We start from the raw sequence: 14,681 nt of genomic DNA, 5'->3' as shown, positions 1-14,681 counted from the left end.
ACGGTAGTGATCAATGGAGAGGCCGCGGCGTACTGGATTCCCCGCCTCCGCGGGGAATGACAGCGGAGATTTTGGCAGGCGCTTCGCGCAACATCGTCTTCCTTCGTAGCGAGCGGATGAGTGGATGAACCTTGCAGTTCCCCCAGATGTGGCGCCTAATCAGGTATCGCCGGCCAAAGGCTCGTCCGTAGGCGTCGGTGCCTGAGAGATGATTTGTGCTCCCGCCTCAACGGGAGTGCGCCTCATGGCCCAGCCGTACAGCAAAGAGACCCTCGAGCTTTTGGAGCGGGCGCAGCGAGCGATCGATGAGTCGATCCGGCTCCGCGAAGACAGCCACCGCGCGCTCCGCCAGGCTGAAAGCTGGCATTTCGATCTTGAGCTCCGCTTGAGCCGAGAGCGCCTCGCGGCGAGTTACGCGACAGCGCCGCTTATCGACACTTCGGCGACAGCGCCGGCACATTCGGCCATGGCCAGTTCTTCCAGCTCCCGTCCTCATCAACGCAGGCCGATGGCTCAAGGCCATGCGTCGGAGCACTCGTCGTCTTGACCGGCGTGGCGAGGCGTTGGTCGACATAGCTCGTCGAGACATATCCGGCGACGATGACGCCGAGCAGGACCGAAGACCCCTTGGCCAGATCGCTCAGTTTCATCGGTCATCTCCATCCGCTTGCCGGCGCAACTCCCGGTCACAACGACTAGCTGACGTCCCGGGATCCCGACGTGATGGGCGTCACGCCCGCCAGAATCAAGGTCACCAGAATCTAAGGTTGCCAAATCATCTTCAGCACCGGCCGGCCCGAGGTCGGGTTCACCTTGTCGCCGGCACGCGCAAAGCCGTTGCGCTCGTAGAAGCGGATGGCGCGGCTGTTGTCCTTGTTGACGAGCAGCGTCACGCCCGCAGGCGACAGGCGCTTGGCCTCGTCGACCAGCAGCCGCGCCGCGTCCGAGCCCCAATGCGCGGGATCGACCACGAGCTGGTCGAGATAGCCGTCGCCGTCGATGGTGACGAAGCCGGTGAGTGCGCCGTCCTGCTCCGCCACCACGATCGAGGCTTTCGGCACCAGCTCCTTGCGCCAGCGTTCGCGCCACCAGTCCAGGCGCGCCGCGAAGTCGATCTGCGGATAGGCCTGCTGCCAGGTGCGATGCCAGAGCTCGATCGAGGCGGCCTCGTCCTCGGGTCGGTAAGGGCGGAGCTGGAGGGCGCTCACTACCGCTCCGTCAGCTTCAGCTCGATGCGGCGGTTGCGCTTGTAGGCTTCCTCGGTGTTGGCGGTGTCGAGCGGCTGGAATTCGCCGAAGCCGGCGGCGACCAGGCGCTGGGCGGGCACGCCGAGCGAGATCAGGTATTGCACCACCGAGATCGAGCGGGCGGCCGAGAGGTCCCAGTTCGACTTGAAGTTCGGACCGTTGACCGGACGTACGTCGGTGTGGCCGTCGACGCGCAGCACCCAGGGGATCTCGTTCGGGATCTTCTTGTCGAGATCGATCAATGCGGTCGCGAGCGTGTCGAGCTCGGCGCGGCCTTCGGGCAGCAGCACCGCCTGTCCGGTGTCGAAGAACACTTCGGACTGGAACACGAAGCGGTCGCCGACGATGCGGATGTCGGGGCGGTTGCCGAGGATGGCGCGCAGGCGGCCGAAGAATTCCGAGCGGTAGCGCGACAATTCCTGCACGCGCTGCGCCAGGGCGACATTCAGGCGAGACCCCAGATCGGCGATGCGATTTTGCGATTCCTTGTCGCGCTTCTCGGAGACGTCGAGCGCTTCTTCCAGTGCCGCCAATTGCCGCCGCAGCGCGTTGATCTGCTGGTTCAGCACCTCGATCTGCGCCAGCGCGCGGGCCGAAACCGCCTTCTCGGAGTCCAGCGCCTTGCCGAGCTCGGAGGATTTGCCTTGCGCGTCGTTGCCGGCGGCCGCCAGCCCCTCATAGAGGCCCTTGATGCGGTCGCGCTCGCTTTCCGCCGAAGCGAGGCCGGCCTTCAGCGACGAAACCTGGTCGTCGAGTGTGAGCTTGCCGAGCTTCTCCAGCGACAGCAATTCGTTGAGCTGCGCGATCTTGGCGTTGAGCTGCTCCAGCGCCTTGTCCTTGCCGGTGACCTCCTGCGACAGGAAGAACTGCACCACCAGGAACACCGACAGCAGGAACACGATCGACAGCACCAGCGTCGACAGCGCGTCGACGAAACCGGGCCAGTAGTTGAAGGAGGTATCGCCGCGGCGGCCGCGCGCCAGTGCCATGTCGCTACCCCTTCTCGGGCTGACGCGCGATGCGCTCCAGCAGGCGCCGGATCTCGCGGTTCTGCTCGCCCTGGCCGTCGGCCCATTCGCGGATCATCTGCTGCTCGGTCCGCATATGCGAGACCAGCGCCTGGATGGCTTCGGCGAGGCTTGCCATCGCCGCGGTGGTGCCGCGGCTGCCGCTGCCTTCCTCGAGCACCGTGCGCAAGCGCTCGACGACGGCCTGAAGCTCGCCGCTGGCAATGCCGCCGCCACCGGCGGCGACAGCCATCTCGCCGCTGCCATATTCGCGCACGGTGGTGGCAAGCCAGTCTTCGAGATCGGTGTAGAAACGGTTCTGCGCCTGGCTCGATTGCAGGTCGAGGAAGCCCAGGATCAGCGAGCCGGCGAGACCGAACAGCGAGCTCGAGAACGAGATGCCCATGCCGCCGAGCGGGGCGGCCAGCCCCTCCTTCAGCGTGTCGAACAGGGCGCCGGAATCGCCCCCGACCTTGAGCCCGTCGATCACCTTGCCGACCGAGCCGACCGTCTCGATCAGGCCCCAGAAGGTGCCGAGCAGTCCCAGGAAGACCAGAAGCCCGGTCATGTAGCGGGAGATGTCGCGGGCTTCGTCGAGGCGGGTCGCGATCGAATCGAGCAGGTGCCGCATGGTGGTCTGGGTGATCGACATCCGCCCGGTGCGCTCGCCGCCGAGGATCATCGCCATCGGCGCCAGCAGCTTGGGGTGGCGGGCGGGGGCAAGGCCGGGGTCGGCGATGCGAAAATTGTTGACCCAGGAGACTTCGGGGTAGAGCCGGATCACCTGGCGGAAGGCCAGGATGATGCCGATGAACAGCACGCCGCCGATCAGCGCATTGAGCCCGGGATTGGCGAAGAAGGCCTGGATGATCTGCTTGTAGAGCACCACCCCCACCAGGGTGCAGAGCACCAGGAAGACCAGCATCCGCACCAGGAAGACGCTGGGCGACGATAGCTTGGTATATTCGATGTCGAGGGAGGAGCGGGGCGAGGCGCCTGGCGGCATGGCCGGTATCATCCGTTAACTTGCTTGCGGGGCGCACTATGGCACAGCGCCCGCCCAAAAAAAGCGCCGGATGCGCCGATTTCGGGGAGAGCTGGGGAACCCAAAGCTGAAACCGGGCTTTGGTAAGGACATACTTTCCAAATCGTCGGCATTCCACAGGTTCAGTTCGCACTTTTCCCCTTGGCGCCCAAGACTTGCCGTCCAAGATCTGCCGCCCAAAGACGGAGTCGTCGCATGAGCGTCGTGTCCGCGATCATCGGGACTGCCGAACGGGTGCCTTTGCCTGATGTCGTGATCCGCGCGGCGATCCAGCGCCTGTGCTCGCGCACGGTGACGCGGCTGTCCGCGCTGGGCGGGGCCGACGATGCCGCCTTCGCCGGGCGGATGATGCTGCGGCCGATCGCCGAGGACGCCGATGTCGGGCACGACGGGGTGCCCGCTTCGTTCTTTGCGAAGGTGCTCGGCCCCAACCGCAAATACTCCTGCTGCTTCTACAAGACCGACGCGACCACTTTGCGGGAGGCCGAGGAGGAGGCGCTGCGCCAGACCGCCGAGCATGCCGCTCTCGCCGACGGCCAGACCATCCTCGAGCTCGGTTGCGGCTGGGGCTCGCTGTCGCTGTGGATGGCGCGGCAGTTTCCGCACGCCAAGGTCACCGCGGTGTCGAGCTCACAGGCGCAGCGCGCCCATATCGAGGAAGAGGCGCGGCTGCGCGGTCTCCTCAACCTGCGCGTGATCTGCGCGGACATCAACGTGTTCGCGCCCGACGGGCAATTCGACCGCATCGTGTCGGTCGAGATGTTCGAGCACGTGATGAACTGGCGCAAGCTGATGACGCGCCTGCGCGCGTGGCTCACGCCGGAGGGGCGGTTCTTCATGCACATCGTCGCCCATCGCTCCGGCTCTCACCTGTTCGACCGGGCCGATCGCGACGACTGGATCGCGCAGCGCGTCTCCACGGGCGGGCTGATGCCGAGCCACCACCTCGTCAGGCAATTCGACGATATCTTCACGGTCGAGAAGGAATGGTGCTGGAGCGGCACGCATTATCAGCGCACCGCCAACGACTGGCTCGCCAATTTCGACACGCATCGCGATGCCATCGAGGCGGCCTTGCGCAACGTCCATGGCGAGGAGACGGCCCAGCGAATGCGGCGCTGGCGCTGGTTCTTTCTCGCGACCTCGGGCCTGTTCGGCTATGCCGATGGCAACGAATGGGGCGTCAGCCACTACCGGATGAGGGCGGCGGCGTAATTGCGATGTTCCGTCGCAGCATGCGGCGGTGGAACCGGACTCACAATCGGGTGAGGCGCGAAAAGCGTACTGAAGTCAGCACCATAGACCGTGTGACATTGGGCCGCCCGCAAGGTGCGTTGCGTCGCAGCACGTCCCCTCTATTTTGGCGGCATCAGCCGCGTGTCATGGCCCAGAACGGGCCTCGCGCGGACCGTGATCAGTTTCAACAATATCGGGGCACTTAACTTCATGTCAGGACTTCGCGCGCGATCGGCATGCGTTGCAATGATGCTCGCGGCCTTTACGCCGCTGTTGGCAGGCTGCGACGAATCCAGTTCCGCCATTTCAGCCGCCCAGCCCAACGACCCCGACGTCAGCATCGTCATCGTCAAGCCGCAGCCGCGCGCCGTTGTGCGCGAGCTGCCGGGCCGCATTGCGCCGACGCGCGTCTCCGACGTGCGGCCGCGCGTGTCCGGCATCGTGGTCGAGCGTCTGTTCCGACAGGGCAGCGAGGTGAAGGCCGGTGATCCGCTGTACCGCATCGATCCGCGGCCGTTCGAGGTCGAGGTGATGGCCAACGATGCCGCGGTCGCCAAGGCCGAGGCCGCGTTGATGCAGTCGCAGCAGCAGGCGCGCCGCATCGCCACGCTCACCAGCCAGCGCGCCGCGCCCGAAGCCGAGAACGAGAAGGCGATCGCGGCCGAGCGCCAGGCCCATGCCGAGGTCGAGGGCCGCAAGGCCGATCTCGCGCGCGCCAAGCTCAATCTCGATTACGCCACCGTGCGCGCGCCGATCGACGGCGTCGTCGGTGCGGCCCTGGTCAGCGAGGGCGCGCTCGCGGTCCAGAACGAGACCAATCTGGCCACGATCCAGCAGCTCGATCCGATCTATGCGGATTTCACCCAGTCGGTGAACGAGCTCAACCAGCTCCGCCGCGCCTTCGAGAGCGGTGACCTCGAGCGCATCGCGCCTGACGCCGCCAAGGTGCATCTCGTGCTCGACGACAACACGCTCTACTCGCTCGACGGCAAGTTGCTGTTTTCGGATGCCAAGGTCGACGCCAATACCGGTCAGGTGACCTTGCGCGGTGAGTTCCGCAACCCCAAGCGCGAATTGCTGCCGGGCATGTATGTCCGCGTCCGCATCGACCAGGGCCTCGATAGCGATGCGATCGCGGTGCCGCAGCAGGCGATCCAGCGCAATGGCGGCGGCGGCAGTGAGGTGTTCGTCGTCAAGGACGACAACCACATCGCGGTACAGCCGGTGCGCACCGGCTCGGTGCAGGACGGAATCTGGTTCGTCACCGACGGGCTGAAGGCCGGCGACAAGGTCGTGGTCGAAGGCTTCCAGAAGTTCGCCGCCGGCGACAGGGTCAAGCCGCAATCCTGGTCGGAAGCGGATGCGACCGCCGACAACCGGCACGCCCAGAAGCTGATGCGGTAACGTTCGGGCGTCGCGACTGTCTTGATCCCTCATCCTGAGGAGCCCGCAAAGCGGGCGTCTCGAAGGATGGCCACGGGCGAGAGCCGGGCCTTCATGGTTCGAGACGCGCTTCGCGATCCTCACCATGAGGGACTAGTGAAACAACGAGGTTAAAAGCGGTAATGGCGAGCTTCTTCATTGACAGGCCGATCTTCGCCTGGGTGGTCGCGCTGTTCATCTGTCTGGTCGGCGCAATTTCGATTCCGCTGTTGCCGATCGCGCAATATCCGATCATTGCGCCGCCCTCGATTTCGATCTCGACCAGCTATCCCGGCGCCTCGCCCGAGAACCTCTACAACAGCGTCACGCGGCTGATCGAGGAGGAGCTCAACGGCGCCTCCGGCATCCTCAATTTCGAATCGACCAGCGACTCGCTCGGCCAGGTCGAGATCATCGCCAATTTCGTACCGGGCACCGATACCAGCGCCGCCTCGGTCGAGGTGCAGAACCGCATCAAGCGCGTCGAGGCGCGGCTGCCGCGCGCGGTGATCCAGCAGGGCATTCTGATCGAGGAAGCCTCCAGCGCGGTGCTCCAGATCATCACGCTTAACTCGACCGACGGCAGCCTCGACGAGGTCGGTCTCGGCGACTTCATGATCCGTAACGTGCTCGGCGAGATCCGCCGCATCCCCGGCGTCGGCCGCGCCACGCTGTATTCGACCGAACGCAGCCTGCGCGTCTGGGTCGATCCGGCCAAGCTGGTCGGCTATGGCCTGACCGCCGACGACGTCAACAAGGCCATTGCCGCGCAGAACGCGCAGGTCGCTTCCGGCAGCATCGGCGCCGAACCGTCGACCTCGACCCAGCGCACCTCCGCGCTGGTGCTGGTCAAGGGCCAGCTCTCGTCCCCGGATGAATTCGGCACCATCATCCTGCGCGCCAATGCCGACGGCTCGACCGTGCGGCTGCGCGATGTCGCGCGCATCGAGGTCGGCGGCCTGAGCTACCAGTTCAACACCCGTCTCGACGGCAAGCCGACCGCCGGCCTCTCCGTGCTGATGTCGCCGACCGGTAATGCGCTGGCGACCGCGAGCGCCGTCGAAGAGAAGATGAAGGAGCTGTCGCGCTTCTTCCCGGCCAATATCGGCTACGAGATTCCCTACAACATCACGCCCGTGGTCGAGGCCTCGATCAAGAAGGTGCTGTCGACGCTGGTCGAAGCCATCGTGCTGGTGTTTGTGGTGATGTTCCTGTTTCTGCAGAACATCCGCTACACCATCATTCCGACCATCGTGGTGCCGGTAGCGCTGCTGGGCGCCTGTACCACGCTGCTGCTCGCCGGCTACTCCATCAACATGCTCTCGATGTTCGGCATGGTGCTCGCGGTCGGCATCCTGGTCGACGATGCCATCGTCGTGGTCGAGAACGTCGAGCGCATCATGGCCGAGGAGGGGCTACCGCCGAAGGAAGCGACGCGCAAAGCGATGTCGCAGATCACCGGCGCCATCATCGGCATCACGCTGGTATTGATGGCCGTGTTCGTGCCGATGGCGTTCTTCCCGGGCTCAGTCGGCATCATCTACCGCCAGTTCTCCGTGACCATGGTCGCCGCGATCGGCTTCTCCGCCTTCCTGGCACTGTCGCTGACGCCGGCGCTGTGTGCGACGCTGCTCAAGCCCGTCGCTGCCGGCCACGGTCACGCCAGGAAGGGCGTGTTCGGCTGGTTCAACCGGATGCTCGAGGGCGGCAAGGAGGGCTATTCCCGCACCATCGGCTTCTCGCTGAAGCGCACCGGCCGCTTGATGCTGGTCTATGTCGCGCTGCTCGCCGGCCTGTCCTGGGCCTTCGTCAATCTGCCCGGCGGCTTCCTCCCCGTCGACGACCAGGGCTTCGTCACCACCGACGTGCAGACGCCGTCGGATTCGTCCTATGGCCGGACCGAGGCAGTGATCGAGAAAGTGGAAAAATATTTGGCGCAACGGCCGGGCGTCGACAACGTCACCTTTCTTACCGGCTTCAGCTTCTCCGGCCAGGGCATGAACACCGCGCAGGCCTTCATCACCTTGAAGGACTGGTCGGAGCGCGGGCCGAAGGATTCGGCAGCGGCGATCGTTGCCGACATCAACCGCGATCTGTCGTCGTCGATCCGCGACGCAAAAATCTCCGCGCTGCAGCCGCCGCCGATCGACAATCTCGGCAATTCCTCGGGCTTCTCGTTCCGGCTCCAGGACCGCGGCCAGAAGGGCTATCCGGCCTTGATGCGCGCCGCCGATCAGTTGATCGCGGAGGCCAATGCAAGCGCTGTGCTTCAGAAGGTCTATGTCGAAGGCCTGCCCGAGGCCGGCGTGGTCAATCTCGTGATCGACCGAGAAAAGGCCGGCGCCTTCGGCGTCACCTTCGAGGACATCAACAACACGATCTCGACCAATCTCGGTTCGAACTACATCAATGACTTCCCGAACCGCGGCCGCATGCAGCGCGTCGTGGTGCAAGCCGATGCCCGCGACCGTATGCGGACCGAGGACATCCTCAATTACAACGTCAAGAACAGCCGCGGCCAGCTGGTGCCGTTCTCGTCGTTTGCCACCGTGGAATGGGCGCGCGGACCGACGCAGATTGCCGGCTTCAATTATTATCCGGCGGTGCGCATCTCGGGCGAGGCGAAACCCGGCTTCACCTCGGGCGATGCCATCGCCGAGATGGAACGGCTCGCAGGCAAGCTGCCGCGCGGCTTCGGCTATGAATGGACCGGGCAGTCGCTCCAGGAGAAACTGTCGGGTTCGCAGGCGCCGTTCCTGCTCGGGCTGTCAGTGTTCGTGGTGTTCCTGTGTCTGGCCGCGCTTTACGAGAGCTGGACCATTCCGCTCGCGGTGCTGCTCACCGTGCCGCTCGGCATTGTCGGCGCGGTGGTTGCAGCGATGCTGCGCGGCCTGCCGAACGACGTCTATTTCACCGTCGGCCTGATCACCATCATCGGCCTTGCGGCCAAGGACGCGATCCTGATCATCGAGTTCGCCAAGGATCTGCGGAAAGAGGGCAAGCCGCTGGTGGACGCCACCATCGAGGCCTGCCGCCTGCGCTTCCGCCCGATCCTGATGACCGGCCTCGCCTTCATCTGCGGCGTGCTGCCGATGGCGATTGCCCATGGCGCCGGCGGCGCCAGCCAGCAGGCACTCGGCAGCATCGTGATGGGCGGCATGATCGCGGTGGTGATCCTGGCGCTGCTGATGGTCCCGGTGTTCTTCGTCTCGGTGCAACGCGTGCTGGGCGGGGATCGGGAGAAGGTGGCGAAGGAGGCCGAGATGTATGGGCCGCCCGCGCCGGCAAGGGCCGGCCACTGAACGGCCGGGAAATCGCATATGGCGCGCACGTGCGGCGGCATCGGCAGTGGGCTCCCTCTCCCGCTTGCGGGGGAGGGTTGGGGTGGGGGTGTCTCCGCGTCGGGATTGTCGAGAATTGCGGAGGATGCCCCCGTGTGGTGAGAGCCCTCACCCGCCGCGCGCGGGACGATGCTTCGCATCGCCCGGGGCGCGTCGGCCTCTCCCGCAAGCGGGAGAGGCGGAGCAAGCCGCGTGGTCCTCGTGCACCATATGCGATTGCCCTGACTGAACGCCGGATCCCTCGGCTTGCATTCTCCGGAGCCTCAATCCAGACTGCATCCCTGGATTGAAACAACGTATTCGCACTCTGCCCGCGAATGCACAGGCACCCGCCGATCGAGAGCACGTCATGCGTCCGAGCGAAATTGCGATCTCGAACTATCGCTCCATTCGGCGGCTCTCCATACCCATCCATCCCTTGTCGGTGTTTGTCGGTGAAAATGGCGTCGGCAAATCCAATCTCTACAAGTCCTTGTCGCTGTTGCGCGACGCTGCGACCGGTCAAATCACCCGCACGATCGCCGATGAAGGCGGATTGAATTCGGTCTGCTGGTCCGGCATTCGCAAAAAGGGCGAAGACGGGCGGCTGCGGCTGTCGGCCACATTCGACAGCATGAGGTATTCCATCGAACTCGGGTTTCCGAGCCCGCTTCAGGCCGCGTTTTCCGGCGAGCCGATGATCAAGGCTGAAACGATCGAAACGACACGCGGCAAACGCACGGTCAAGCTGATGGAGCGGATCAATTCGCTCATCAGCGTCCGTGGCGAGAGCGGCGCCTGGAACGCTCACAAGGATGCGGTGCTGCCGTCAGAGACCGCGCTTGCGGCTTTTTCCGATGGCAAGCAATGTCCGGAAATCGACCTGATCAGAAATGCGATGCTGGGCTGGCGATTCTATCATGACTTCCGCACTGATCCGGCGTCACCGATACGAAAGCCTTGTCTCGCGATCGCGACGCCCTCGCTCAGCGCCGATGGAATCGATTTGGCGGCCACCCTGGCGACCCTCTATGTCATTCGGGAAGACGCCAACGACCTGCAGGACGCGATCCAGGATGCATTCCCGGGTGCCGAACTCCGCGCATGGGAAGAAAATGGCAGGTGTGAATTCGATCTGCAATTGCCGGATATGCCGCGGCCGTTCAGGGCGCATGAACTATCCGATTGGACGCTGAAATACATCTGCCTGCTCGCGGTGTTCATGGGCTATCGGCTGCCGCCGTTCATTGCGCTGAACGAACCCGAGACCAGCCTGCATCCGTCGCTGCTGGCGCCGCTGGCCCGGCTCATCGCCAAGGCATCACGCCGCGCCGACATCTGGATCGTTACCCATTCGGAACAGTTGATGGACGCACTGCGAAGCGAGAGTTCGGTCCCGCTTCGCCGGGTGATCAAGTCGAAGGGCGCCACGGCGATCGAGGGCCTGACCATCGGCGGTGAATATCGCGACGACGAGGACGACGAGGAATCCGACGAGGACGACGATTCTTAACCGTCGTAGATCGAGCTGTCGTGCTACTGCGGCCTACTTCCGCAAAATCTTCGCCAATTCCCCGTGCACGAACTCATTCCCGCACACGACATTGCCCGTCACCAGGGCATCGCCCGGCGTGTCGATGTCGGTGATCGTGCCGCCGGCCTCGCGCAGCATGATCATGCCTGCCGCGATGTCCCAGGATTGCAAATTGCGCTCCCAATAGCCGTCGAGGCGGCCCGCGGCGACGAAGGCGAGGTCGAGCGAGGCGGCGCCAAAGCGGCGCAGGCCGGCGACGCGCTCCTGCATCGCGGTCATCTCGCGGCGGAATTCCTCGTGGTCGCCGCGGCCGATATGAGGCAGGCCGCAGGCCACCACGCATTCGTTGAGCTGGCGGCGGCCGGCCACGCGCAGGCGCTGGTCGTTGAGGAAGGCGCCCTTGCCGCGCTCGGCGATGTAGAGCTCGTCATTGGCGGGGTTGTAGATCACACCGGCGATGATCGTGCCTTCGCGCGACAGCCCGATCGAGATCGCGAATTGCGGGATGCCGTGCAGGAAGTTGGTGGTGCCGTCGAGCGGATCGACGATCCAGGTGTGGCTCTTGTCGGAGCCCTCGCGCGTGCCGCCTTCCTCGCCGATGAAGCCGTAACCGGGCCGCGCCTTTGCGAGGTCCTGGTAGAGGATCTCCTCGGCGCGCTTGTCGGCCAGCGAGACGAAATTCGCCGGTCCCTTCAGCGAGACCTGGAGATGCTCGATCTCGCCGAGATCGCGCTTGAGGCTGCGGCCGGCGCGGCGCGCGGCCTTGACCATGACGTTGATAGTTGCGGAATACAGCATGAGCTTCCGGTCTTGATCGGGGGAAATGGCGCGAAATCGCGCCTGTTTGAGGGATGGGGTGCCCTGCGGGGGCCTCAACGTCAAGTCATTTGGCCCCGAGCCATTTCCTGGCGGCGGCCTCGGCCTTGGCCCGGTCCTCGGCCGGCAAATCGGACAATTGCTTGTCCAGCTCCGGATCGCCCTTGCCGGCGGTCTTGGCCACCAGATGCCATTTGAAGCCCTCGACCTTGTCCACGGCCGTGCCCATGCCGTTGATCAGCACCCAGGCCAGCCGGTTCTGCGCGATCGCGCTGCCCTGGCGGGACGCCTTGCGGAGCAGGGCGACGGCCGCCGGCTGGTTCTTCGGAGTGCCGGTGCCGTTGAACAGTGCGATGGCGTATTCGACCTCGGCATCGACATTGTCGGTCAGCGTGGCGACCTGGAGCAGACGCACCGCCCGTTCCAGATCCTTCGGCACGCCAGTGCCTTCCTTGTAGAAGGTCGCGAGCGCGTATTGCGCCTCGGGCAGACCGGCATCAGCCGCTTGGCGCAGCAGCTCGGCGGAGCGCTTGACGTCCTGCGGCAGGGTCTGGCCGTCGAGATAGAGCAGCGCGAGGTTATAGGCCGCCTTGGGCTCGCCGAGCTTGGCGGCGGACGCCATCAGCTTGACCGCCTCGTTTTTGTCGACCGGGCCGCCGCGGCCGGACATTCTGAGCATGGCGAGCGCGAACATCGCCTCGCGGTCGCCGGCGTCGGAGGCGCGCTTGTACCATTGCAGCGCCTTGGCGTAGTCGCGCCGGATTCCCATGGCATTGGAATAGAGCTCACCCAGCATGGTCATCGCCTTGGCATCGCCGGTTTCGGCACGGGCGGTGGCGAGTTCGAAGGCGGTCTTGTACTGGCCGCGCTGATAGGCGCCGTACACCAGATCGACGTTGGGATTGTCGGTCGGAGGCGCAGGGATCACGGTCGCGGCCGGAGCCTGCTTTGGGGAGGCTGAAGGTTTGGGCGACGCCGAGGGTTTGGCCGCTTCCTTCTTCTTGGTGATGGTGTGCGGCGTGGCCTTCGGCTTGTCCTTGGTTTTCTCGGCCGAAGGGCTTGGCGTTGCCACGGGCGGCGTGATCTGGAGCTGCGCGGCCGCGGGCACTGTGAGCAGCAGCGTGGCCAGGATGGTGATGCGCGGGAGCTTCATGACGGGCGCTAGCCGTGCTCCTGACCCGCAGGATTTTGGCCCGCAAGCGCCGTCGCATGAGCATTCTTGATCGCAGCGTCGATCTCGACCAGCGCGGCCTTGGGTCCGCGCGGATCGGCCCAGATCAAGTCGTCCACCAGCACGAAATCGGCGCCGCTGGCGGCGAATTCGCGGGCCTCCTCCAACGACAGGGCAAAGCCGACGCAGGGCGGCTCGAACAGCTCGGCCCACCAGTCCAGCCGTTCGGCGATCGCTTGCGACGACGGCCGCTGGCCCTTTGCGTCGGGCTCGCCGAACAAGACGTAATCGGCGCCGATCTCGCCCGCATCCATGGAATGGTGCCGCGTCGTCAGCCCGCCGACGCCGGCGATGCGATCGGGCTTCAGCGATGGCAGCGCCTCCTTCAGCGCGGCGATGCCGGGCAGGTGCGCGCCGTCGGCACCGCCGCGTGCGACGAGCTCAGGATGGCCGTCGACGAGCAGCGCCGCGCCCGCTTTCTGAACCGGCGGCGCGAGTGCCTTGACCCGCGAGATCATGGTGCGCTGATCGGTTTCCTTCAGCCGCAGCAGCACGGCCGCGACGTCGGCGGCGGCAAGCAGGCCGGGCAGCTCGGCCAGAAGCAAAGCGGGATCGTCGACGACGGGCGTCGCGAGATAAAGGCGCGGCGCCGGGCGCGGCGGAGGAGATTTGTTCGACAAGATCTAGGCCGCTTTCTGTTCCAGGCTGCTTTGCCATTCGCCTTTGGAGGCGAGGCCATTCATTCGCGCGCGGTGACTGAATGCGCTTTGTCCGGCCGCGACGTTCTCGGCTTTGCCCGACCAGGCCTTCTGCGGCGCGGCCTGCAGTGCGCGACCGTAGGAGAAGGTCAGGCCCCAGGGCAGGGGCCCGCGCTTGTGCATGGAGTTGAGATGCGCCGTTGCCTCTTCATCCGACTGGCCGCCGGAGAGGAAGGCGATGCCGGGTACCGCCGCGGGCACGCACGCCCTAAGCAGCCGTATCGTCTTCTCCGCGACCTCCTCGATGGAAGCCTGCTTCGGGCATTTTTTGCCGGAGATGGCCATGTTCGGCTTCAGCACCATGCCCTCGAGCGCGACGCGCTGCACGCGCAATTCCTGAAACGTCTTGTTGAGCACACGGCTCGTCACCTCATAGCAGCGATCGATGTCGTGATCGCCGTCCATCAACACTTCGGGCTCGACGATCGGCACGATCTGCGCGGCCTGGCATAGCGCTGCGTAGCGCGCCAGCGCGTGGGCGTTGACGCTGATCGCGGTCATTGAGGGGATGCCGCTGCCGATGTCGATCACCGCGCGCCATTTGGCGAAGCGGGCGCCGCGCTCGTAATATTTCTTCAAGCGCTCTGCGAGCTTGTCGAGCCCGACGGTGACGAGCTCTCCCGGGCACATCGGCAGGGGCTGCGTGCCCTCGTCGACCTTGATGCCGGGAATGGCGCCGGTCTGTTCGATCAGCTTGACCAGGGGCGTGCCGTCCTTCGCGTCCTGCCAGATCGTCTCGTCATAGAGGATGACGCCGGAGATATAGCGGCTCATGGCTTCGTTCGAGCGGAACAGCATCTCGCGATAGTCGCGGCGGTTCTCCTCGGTCGATTCCACGCCGATTGCGTCGAAACGCTTCTTGATGGTGCCGGAGGATTCGTCGGCGGCAAGGATGCCCTTGCCGGGCGCGACCAGAGCGGTCGCGATCCTGTTGAGCTCAGTCAGATTCATCGAGATGTCCTCCCAAAACGATTCTGCCCTTGCCGGTGAAAATAGACCGTTCTCGGGCAAATGCCGAGTTAACGTTCGTCGCAGGGTAAGGGGGAGGGCTTGTTCACCTCTCCCCGCCTGCGGGGAGAGGTCGGATCGCCCTTGCGATCCGGGTGAGGGGGTACAGGTCCCGCA

General features: G+C 65.1%; 12 protein-coding genes. 4 read left to right on the top strand and 8 right to left on the bottom strand.

Features of this window, described 5'->3' with window-relative positions; translation table 11 throughout:
• Window positions 1-428 precede the first annotated feature (428 nt).
• From ABIB90_RS05715 to ABIB90_RS05700, 4 genes are all read right to left on the bottom strand, one after another.
• Window positions 429-650: a hypothetical protein gene (locus ABIB90_RS05715; protein ID WP_007599912.1), complete on the bottom strand. Its 222-nt coding sequence runs from the start codon at window positions 648-650 to the stop codon at window positions 429-431.
• A gap of 111 nt (window positions 651-761) precedes the next feature.
• Complete coding sequence (locus ABIB90_RS05710) at window positions 762-1,208, bottom strand: GNAT family N-acetyltransferase (RefSeq protein WP_354200414.1); 447 nt, start codon at window positions 1,206-1,208, stop codon at window positions 762-764.
• Window positions 1,208-2,236 (bottom strand): peptidoglycan -binding protein, encoded by a 1,029-nt coding sequence (locus ABIB90_RS05705; protein WP_354200413.1) that lies wholly within the window; start codon window positions 2,234-2,236, stop codon window positions 1,208-1,210. Before ABIB90_RS05705 ends, ABIB90_RS05710 begins: the two co-directional genes overlap by 1 nt.
• 4 nt (window positions 2,237-2,240) lie before the next feature.
• Window positions 2,241-3,260: a flagellar motor protein MotA gene (locus tag ABIB90_RS05700; protein WP_354159374.1), complete on the bottom strand. Its 1,020-nt coding sequence runs from the start codon at window positions 3,258-3,260 to the stop codon at window positions 2,241-2,243.
• Window positions 3,261-3,494: 234 nt separating this feature from the next.
• Here ABIB90_RS05700 and ABIB90_RS05695 point away from each other — a divergent pair, with 234 nt between their 5' ends.
• From ABIB90_RS05695 to ABIB90_RS05680, 4 genes are all read left to right on the top strand, one after another.
• A complete protein-coding gene (locus ABIB90_RS05695; RefSeq protein WP_354200412.1) occupies window positions 3,495-4,514 on the top strand; it encodes an SAM-dependent methyltransferase in 1,020 nt (339 codons plus the stop codon).
• Between the two features lie 231 nt (window positions 4,515-4,745).
• Entirely contained in the window at window positions 4,746-5,939 is a 1,194-nt protein-coding gene (locus ABIB90_RS05690) for an efflux RND transporter periplasmic adaptor subunit (protein ID WP_354159371.1), read from the top strand.
• A 161-nt stretch (window positions 5,940-6,100) separates the two neighbouring features.
• A complete protein-coding gene (locus ABIB90_RS05685) occupies window positions 6,101-9,259 on the top strand; it encodes a multidrug efflux RND transporter permease subunit (protein ID WP_354200411.1) in 3,159 nt (1,052 codons plus the stop codon).
• Between the two features lie 388 nt (window positions 9,260-9,647).
• The gene (locus tag ABIB90_RS05680; protein ID WP_354200410.1) at window positions 9,648-10,790 is read left to right on the top strand and encodes an AAA family ATPase; all 1,143 of its coding nucleotides are present in this window, start codon (window positions 9,648-9,650) and stop codon (window positions 10,788-10,790) included.
• 33 nt (window positions 10,791-10,823) lie between these two features.
• Here the strand turns inward: ABIB90_RS05680 and ABIB90_RS05675 are convergent, their stop codons facing one another.
• The 4 genes from ABIB90_RS05675 to ABIB90_RS05660 all read right to left on the bottom strand — a co-directional run bounded on the left by ABIB90_RS05675 (window position 10,824) and on the right by ABIB90_RS05660 (window position 14,507).
• Window positions 10,824-11,609, bottom strand: coding sequence for an inositol monophosphatase family protein (locus tag ABIB90_RS05675; RefSeq protein ID WP_007599929.1), 786 nt, complete (start codon window positions 11,607-11,609; stop codon window positions 10,824-10,826).
• A gap of 85 nt (window positions 11,610-11,694) precedes the next feature.
• A complete protein-coding gene (locus tag ABIB90_RS05670) occupies window positions 11,695-12,780 on the bottom strand; it encodes a tetratricopeptide repeat protein (protein ID WP_354200409.1) in 1,086 nt (361 codons plus the stop codon).
• Between the two features lie 8 nt (window positions 12,781-12,788).
• On the bottom strand, window positions 12,789-13,478 hold the full coding sequence (locus ABIB90_RS05665; RefSeq protein ID WP_354159366.1) for a thiamine phosphate synthase: 690 nt from the start codon (window positions 13,476-13,478) through the stop codon (window positions 12,789-12,791).
• A gap of 3 nt (window positions 13,479-13,481) precedes the next feature.
• Complete coding sequence (locus ABIB90_RS05660) at window positions 13,482-14,507, bottom strand: class I fructose-bisphosphate aldolase (RefSeq protein WP_354159365.1); 1,026 nt, start codon at window positions 14,505-14,507, stop codon at window positions 13,482-13,484.
• Window positions 14,508-14,681: the final 174 nt, after the last annotated feature.

It is taken from the genome of Bradyrhizobium sp. JR4.1 (assembly GCF_040548605.1).
Classification (GTDB): domain Bacteria; phylum Pseudomonadota; class Alphaproteobacteria; order Rhizobiales; family Xanthobacteraceae; genus Bradyrhizobium; species Bradyrhizobium canariense.
This window is presented reverse-complemented; position numbering and strand designations above follow the sequence as displayed.

What these genes read in the sequence shown, in the direction of transcription:
- ABIB90_RS05670 (WP_354200409.1), bottom strand. Translation starts at nt 12,780, where the DNA reads ATGAAGCTCCCGCGCATCACCATCCTGGCCACGCTGCTGCTCACAGTG.
- ABIB90_RS05675 (WP_007599929.1), bottom strand. Translation starts at nt 11,609, where the DNA reads ATGCTGTATTCCGCAACTATCAACGTCATGGTCAAGGCCGCGCGCCGC.
- ABIB90_RS05690 (WP_354159371.1), top strand. Translation starts at nt 4,746, where the DNA reads ATGTCAGGACTTCGCGCGCGATCGGCATGCGTTGCAATGATGCTCGCG.
- ABIB90_RS05695 (WP_354200412.1), top strand. Translation starts at nt 3,495, where the DNA reads ATGAGCGTCGTGTCCGCGATCATCGGGACTGCCGAACGGGTGCCTTTG.
- ABIB90_RS05700 (WP_354159374.1), bottom strand. Translation starts at nt 3,260, where the DNA reads ATGCCGCCAGGCGCCTCGCCCCGCTCCTCCCTCGACATCGAATATACC.
- ABIB90_RS05715 (WP_007599912.1), bottom strand. Translation starts at nt 650, where the DNA reads ATGAAACTGAGCGATCTGGCCAAGGGGTCTTCGGTCCTGCTCGGCGTC.
- ABIB90_RS05660 (WP_354159365.1), bottom strand. Translation starts at nt 14,507, where the DNA reads ATGAATCTGACTGAGCTCAACAGGATCGCGACCGCTCTGGTCGCGCCC.
- ABIB90_RS05680 (WP_354200410.1), top strand. Translation starts at nt 9,648, where the DNA reads ATGCGTCCGAGCGAAATTGCGATCTCGAACTATCGCTCCATTCGGCGG.
- ABIB90_RS05705 (WP_354200413.1), bottom strand. Translation starts at nt 2,236, where the DNA reads ATGGCACTGGCGCGCGGCCGCCGCGGCGATACCTCCTTCAACTACTGG.
- ABIB90_RS05685 (WP_354200411.1), top strand. Translation starts at nt 6,101, where the DNA reads ATGGCGAGCTTCTTCATTGACAGGCCGATCTTCGCCTGGGTGGTCGCG.